The following is a 6,108-nucleotide window of genomic DNA, read 5'->3' on the forward strand; positions in this document are numbered from 1 at the left end:
CAAATTAGCAATTATTTCTTGTACATAAAAATCAACCCTACTGTTATCACTTCCATGAATTAACACACCACGTAAAGCATCAGGTTTCTCTAGGAATCTTTTAACTTTGGATGGTGTAACCCTCATGCTATCTATATGATATCATTCTCATTTGACTGTACATGAGTATCCAAAGACTCTGAGTCTTCTTGTGCAATATTATGCACGTCACCTGCTACATCATCTGACTCTTCTGTTTTTCCTGTAATATAATTATAAAATTTTTTCACAGGTTGAGATATATATTTGGAAAAAAATCCTTCTTCGCTCATATTGCTTACTCCATAAAATTAACAACTTATCATTAGCATATAAATAATAGTATAGCAAAAACTATTTTGTGCTAAGATAGTGATGTTTTATAATGAGTATATTACAAAATTATTAACATTCGAGATCAAAATTAAGCCAACCTGCTTAATACTAGCCTTATAAAATAAGCGATAATTAAATATACCGCTGCAACAAGTATAATTGCAGGTCCAGTTAACAAATCAAAACTTGCAGATAACATGAGACCCGATATCCCAGAGATTACAGAAAAAACTGTTGCAACAATAATCATCTCCATTGGAGTTTTTGAGATGAGTCTTGCGGATGCTGCTGGTATTAGCAAAAATGCAGCAATGAGTAATATTCCTATTAATTGGGCAGCACTTGCTATAAATATAGCAAGTGTAATTAAAAATTCTAGTCTAACAAAATTAACATTAATCTTCTCAACTACTGCTAAATCTTGATTAATTGAAATCATTAACCAATAACGCCATCTAAATATTAATATCAAAGTAACTACTGCAGAGGTTAAAAAAATCAATACTATATCACTTTGATCGAGCGTTAATATATCACCAAACAGTGAGCTAATAATACTATTATTGCCAGATGGAAGAAAAGACATAAGTATTAAACTCGATGATAAAACTACATTGGTAACGATGTTCAATATCGTATCGGCAGAATATAATCTGTTAAAATTAAGAGAAAGCAGTATTGCAAACGCAATTGCAATGAGCATTATGCTAAGCGATGGGCTAATCTTAAAGATCAAAGCAAGTGCAATACCAAGCAATGAAGAATGGGACAAACTATCACCCAAATACGATAACCTTTGCCATATCATAAACGATCCTAAAGCGCCTGTTACTAGGCTAATCATAACTACTGCAATTAGACTATTGATGAAAAAATCCTGAGTAAATATTTCAAGCATGCTATATGGCTATTAGATAACTGACAACAAACCTATCTTCGGATATCAGAACATTATGGGTTCTGCATGCAGAACCTGTTGTCATAAATTCAAAATTTAAACCTTTTTGTTCCATAAGATAGGACTTCACTGAAGAACTTGGTATATTGCGTGTTTTACCAGTACCTATTATCAAAATTTCTATTTCCTCTGTTAAAAAAGATTTAAAATGTTCCTTGCTATTTATATCACTTTCTTTCAATTTAATCACCTTTTCAGGAAAAATTATAATTGAGCCGCAATATTCTCTATTATTCACCAAAAATTTTCCTTCCCTGTAACCATTTATAAGATTTTTATTCTCGGAAATTAAGGGAGTTATATCCATAAGTCAAACTATTAATTGAGTGTCACATACCCACCATTCTGGTTGCTTTTTTCCGATATTAACTGCAGCAGCTTTTGCATTTTCCTCACTATCGAATATTCCAAAACATGATACACCACTGCCTGACATGCGAGAAAGTATAGAGCCTTCTTGTGACTCAAGTGTTGATATCACATCCTTAATTTCAGGTACAAAGCTTATTGCTATTTCTTGAAGATCGTTTCTCGTCTCTTTAAGAAGCTTCAACAAATCCTTTTCAGCGTCATCGCTCCATTTAATTGGCTCAGAAAATTTTCCTTCATGTTTGGAAAATACCTCTGGTGTACTCAAAAACCTTTTTTTCGGTTTCACAAGCACCACATTTGTAGGTAAAGAGAATTTTTTAATGTGGCATAATTCTTCGCCAATACCTCTAACAAAAACTGGCTTGCTATCTACGCTTGCGGGAACATCAGCACCAACGTTTAAGGCTATTTCATTTAAAATCGTCCTATCAATCTCCCACAGCTTCCCTAGCGTACGTACCACAGCTCCAGCATCTGAGGATCCGCTACCAAGTCCTGCAGCAATTGGTATGTTTTTTACAACCTTTACAGTGACTTTAGTGCGTACAGGAGCATGCCTAAGCAGCAGATTAACCGCTTTCATTACAGTGTTATATTGGTTATTTATTTTAGACTCGGAGTTTATAAATTCAACTGTAGAGTTATCGTATCTAGAATCCTTCTCACCTACTTTTATTTCCAAAAAATTAGAGAGATTAGCAAAGACAAATAAACCTTCAATCAAGTGATACCCTGTTTCTTTTTTGTCTACAACATGCAAAAAAAGATTGATTTTTGCAGGCGCCTTTACACAAAAACTTTTCATTATATATCTTCACTAACACTATTTTTACATTATATGTATAATGCTATTCTAGTCAACTTTTATAAGGTTCTCGCACTTCTGATGAGATCAAATGCCATAAATCCTAATTTCTCTGTGTGGGTAAATGCGTCCGCTGGTACAGGCAAAACAAAAATCTTAATAGACAGAGTATTGAGACTTTTATTAGAAAACAAAAGAAATATTCTTTGCTTAACATTCACCAATGCTGCAGCAAACGAAATGGAGAATCGCATTCACAGCATACTCAGTAAGTGGGCAATATGTTCAGATAGTGTGTTGGCAGCAGATCTAGAACAACTAGATTTCTTTCCAATGTCATCCCAGTGCGTGACACTGGGATCTCAGCACCCCTACTTGTCATCCCAGTGCGTGACGCTGGGATCCAGAAAAAATAAAGATTATTTAACAAGAGCAAGAAGGCTTTTCTCTGAACTGGAAAATCTTGGTCTAACTATACAAACCATACACGCTTTCTGTTACAAATTAATCTCCAGCTTTCCTATAGAAGCTGGCATTGCTCCAAATTGCACGCTGAGTGAATGTAAAGAATTACATTCCATCATATTCAATAAAGTGCTTCATAACGAAACTGTGCAGGATGATATCAACCTTATTGCAACTGAAATTGATGAAAATAAACTACGCGATTTGCTTTATACTTTATGTGTAAAAAGATCGATGTCAGCAAATGATTCGAAATATATCAAAGATAAATTGAGCGCCCCAGATGAAATTCATGACTTACAGAGTGAAACAATTGAGCACGTGGGAAGACTAGCCGAGATATTAAGTGAAGGCAGTAAAAGAGATCAGAGTTATAGTGAAATACTTTATTCTACTGTCATCCCAGCTGGGATCCAGAAAAAAAGAACCAGTGTCAGCTACTCGGATGACACCGGAATAAAGTGGAATGACACCAAAATAGAAAACCTAGCCAAGGTATTTCTCAAATCAGAATCGCACGAAAAAAAGAGCATATCATCCATTGCAACAAAAAGTATTTTGGAGAAATTCAAAGATGCAGAGCAAATAATAGAGAGCGTTCAGAATGTAGTATTTACCCATATAAGAGACATGAACTCTTATCAAATATTCAAGAGAACCAGTAGCTTACTTGGTGTATTTAAAGTATATGTTGATTTATATAATAGTGAAAAATCAAAAAATGCACTGCTTGACTACAATGATATAATTGACTTAGCAACAAATCTTCTCAGCGACCCAGATCATAAAGATTGGGTATTGTTTAACTTAGATCAAAAAATAGATCATATCCTTGTTGACGAGGCACAAGACAATAGCATCAGTCAGTGGAAAATTATAACAAATCTCTGCGATGAATTTTTTGCCGGTAATGATGAAAAGCGAACCTTATTTGTTGTTGGTGACGTAAAACAATCCATATACAGATTTCAAGGAGCAAATCCCCATCTATTCAACTATATGCAACAATACTTTCATACGAAAACTGGTGGTAGAGATTGGATATCATGCCAACTTGAAAAGTCATTTCGTTCAACTCCAGAAGTTTTGATGCTTGTAGATAGAATATTGAATAACTTCCGCGCAGAAATATCTTTTAATGATAATGAAATAAAACATGTTCCACATAGAGAAAATGACCAAGGATATATTGAAATTTGGCCAGCGTTACCAAGGCGCAAAGAGAAAGAACAGCAAGCTTTACAAATTCCTCTAACATGCAGGGAAAATTATATAATAGCAGACCGATTACTTGCTCAAACAATAGCCAACAGAATTCACAATTGGTTAAATGAAGGGCGAATTTTAGTCGCTAAAGATCGCCATATAGAGCCAAGAGACATTATGATTTTGGTGCGACAACGAAACGTGTTAGTTGATTACATAATAAGCGAACTTAAAAAAGCAAATGTGCCAGTTGTAGGCCGAGATTATTTTAGAATTATGGACTATATAGCCGTGCAGGACTTAATAGCTTTGGCCGAATTTTTACTCCTCCAGGCAAATGATCTAGCTCTTGCAAATGCTTTAAAATCACCGTTATTCAATTTTACCGAGGATGATTTATTTAACATTGCATACGACCGTAAAGAGCTTTCACTATGGGAAAGAATTCAGGATTATTCTGTGGTTATCTATAGTGAATTAAACTATCTCATTAACTTATCTCGCATAGAGTCTCCTCTTGCACTATTTACGCATATATTACGTACAGGTAAGAAGAAATTTGCTGCAAGGCTAGGTCTTGAGTGCTTTGAGGTCCTAGACGAATTTATGAACCTCGTGTTGCAATTTGAAAACCCATCTCTTCAAGCGTTTGTTCAATGGATCAAGGAGAATAATCCGGAGATTAAGAATGATATGCAATCAGAACGCAATGCTGTGCGAATAATGACAATTCACAAATCAAAAGGTCTGCAAGCTCCCATAGTATTTTTGGTTGATACAAACACAGTGCCAAGAAACAGTGAAAGCATTATCTTTGATGGAACGGAAGCACCATTTTGGTGTGGAAAAAACAATAACGCTTATTGCGATCAAGTAAAAAGAGAGAAAAAACTAGAGGATTATAATGAATATTTGCGTTTATTATACGTAGCACTCACGCGTGCTGAAGATGAGTTATACATCTTAAGTAAAGAGCCAGTGCAAAAGGGCTCTTGGTATGATCTAATCACTAAGTATGGAGAACCATATGAAAAGAAACAAAGGGGTTTACGGCCAATATTTAAAGAAAAAGTTGAAGTATTATGCGTGAATGCAAACTACCCTTACATTTATAAAAAACGTGATTACTTTGACGTTCCGGTCATTTCCCTTCCACCAGCTTTAGCCCACTCTTCGGTGTCATCCCAGCGCGTGACGCTGGAATCCAGTGAAAAAGAAGGAGCAGAATGGATCCCAGTGTCAGCTACTTGGATGACAGATGGTTATGCAAGAGGCCTGATTATTCACAGCATATTGCAGTATATGCCCAAGATAGAAAAAGAAAGGAGAAAAAATTGGGTCAGAAAATACCTTGATAACATCAGCGAAGATAAGGATGAAATTTACAGTAAAATATTAGCCTTTAATGAAAAATATGGCTATTTGTTTGACTTGGAAGGCAAATCAGAGATTACACTGAGTGGAACAATTGATGGCAAGTCAGTATTAGTACGACTAGATAGGCTATGCATAACGCAAGATAAAGCAATCATAATTGACTACAAATCACACCGTAACGTTTCTGTTTCCTTATTAAATGAAATAAAAAAACAGATGTTAATCTATAAAACCTTAGTACAAGAAATATATCCAAACAAGCAAGTAGAGTGCGTGGTTATTTGGGTGGAAGATTTAACCATTCAATCTGACCTTTAACGAAACTTGATTACAAGAAATAGCTACTACGTCATACCACCGCGAACCGTCATACCGCCGCAGACCGTCATACCGCGATTCATTCGCGGTATCTCAGCCGCTAACACGTAGCGGAATGACAGCAGTCCTACGTCATACCGCTGCGGATAGATCCCGCTAACAAGTAGCGGGATGACGAATTATAGCTCTTTCCATAAAAGTCCGGATGTGATAGGATAAGGATAGATGATGATAAGGAGGTTGAATGCCAGCA

General features: G+C 35.6%; 5 protein-coding genes and 1 pseudogene. 1 reads left to right on the plus strand and 5 read right to left on the minus strand.

The features are described 5' to 3' along the window. The 5 genes and pseudogenes from OZD66_RS06010 to OZD66_RS05425 form a co-directional block, all read right to left on the minus strand. Positions 1–126: pseudogene (locus OZD66_RS06010) on the minus strand (DNA polymerase III subunit delta); the annotation flags it as partial. Positions 127–131: 5 nt separating this feature from the next. Next, positions 132–311, minus strand: coding sequence for a hypothetical protein (locus OZD66_RS05410; RefSeq protein ID WP_182366717.1), 180 nt, complete (start codon positions 309–311; stop codon positions 132–134). A gap of 131 nt (positions 312–442) precedes the next feature. Next, positions 443–1,252, minus strand: coding sequence for a metal ABC transporter permease (locus tag OZD66_RS05415; RefSeq protein WP_182366719.1), 810 nt, complete (start codon positions 1,250–1,252; stop codon positions 443–445). Between the two features lies 1 nt (position 1,253). Then, positions 1,254–1,619 carry an Mth938-like domain-containing protein gene (locus OZD66_RS05420; protein WP_182366721.1) on the minus strand — a complete coding sequence of 122 codons (366 nt, stop codon included), beginning with the start codon at positions 1,617–1,619 and terminating at the stop codon, positions 1,254–1,256. A 3-nt stretch (positions 1,620–1,622) separates the two neighbouring features. Further along, complete coding sequence (locus OZD66_RS05425) at positions 1,623–2,489, minus strand: 4-(cytidine 5'-diphospho)-2-C-methyl-D-erythritol kinase (protein WP_006280386.1); 867 nt, start codon at positions 2,487–2,489, stop codon at positions 1,623–1,625. Positions 2,490–2,570: 81 nt separating this feature from the next. On the opposite strand from OZD66_RS05425, the gene OZD66_RS05430 reads away from it, so the two are divergent. Then, positions 2,571–5,855 (plus strand): UvrD-helicase domain-containing protein, encoded by a 3,285-nt coding sequence (locus OZD66_RS05430; protein ID WP_182366723.1) that lies wholly within the window; start codon positions 2,571–2,573, stop codon positions 5,853–5,855. Positions 5,856–6,108: the final 253 nt, after the last annotated feature.

This window comes from Wolbachia endosymbiont of Drosophila baimaii (genome assembly GCF_028982185.1).
Classification (GTDB): domain Bacteria; phylum Pseudomonadota; class Alphaproteobacteria; order Rickettsiales; family Anaplasmataceae; genus Wolbachia; species Wolbachia pipientis.

Coding starts and splice junctions, on each gene's coding strand:
- OZD66_RS05410 (WP_182366717.1), bottom strand. CDS start 311: ATGAGCGAAGAAGGATTTTTTTCCAAATATATATCTCAACCTGTGAAA.
- OZD66_RS05415 (WP_182366719.1), bottom strand. CDS start 1,252: ATGCTTGAAATATTTACTCAGGATTTTTTCATCAATAGTCTAATTGCA.
- OZD66_RS05420 (WP_182366721.1), bottom strand. CDS start 1,619: ATGGATATAACTCCCTTAATTTCCGAGAATAAAAATCTTATAAATGGT.
- OZD66_RS05425 (WP_006280386.1), bottom strand. CDS start 2,489: ATGAAAAGTTTTTGTGTAAAGGCGCCTGCAAAAATCAATCTTTTTTTG.
- OZD66_RS05430 (WP_182366723.1), top strand. CDS start 2,571: ATGAGATCAAATGCCATAAATCCTAATTTCTCTGTGTGGGTAAATGCG.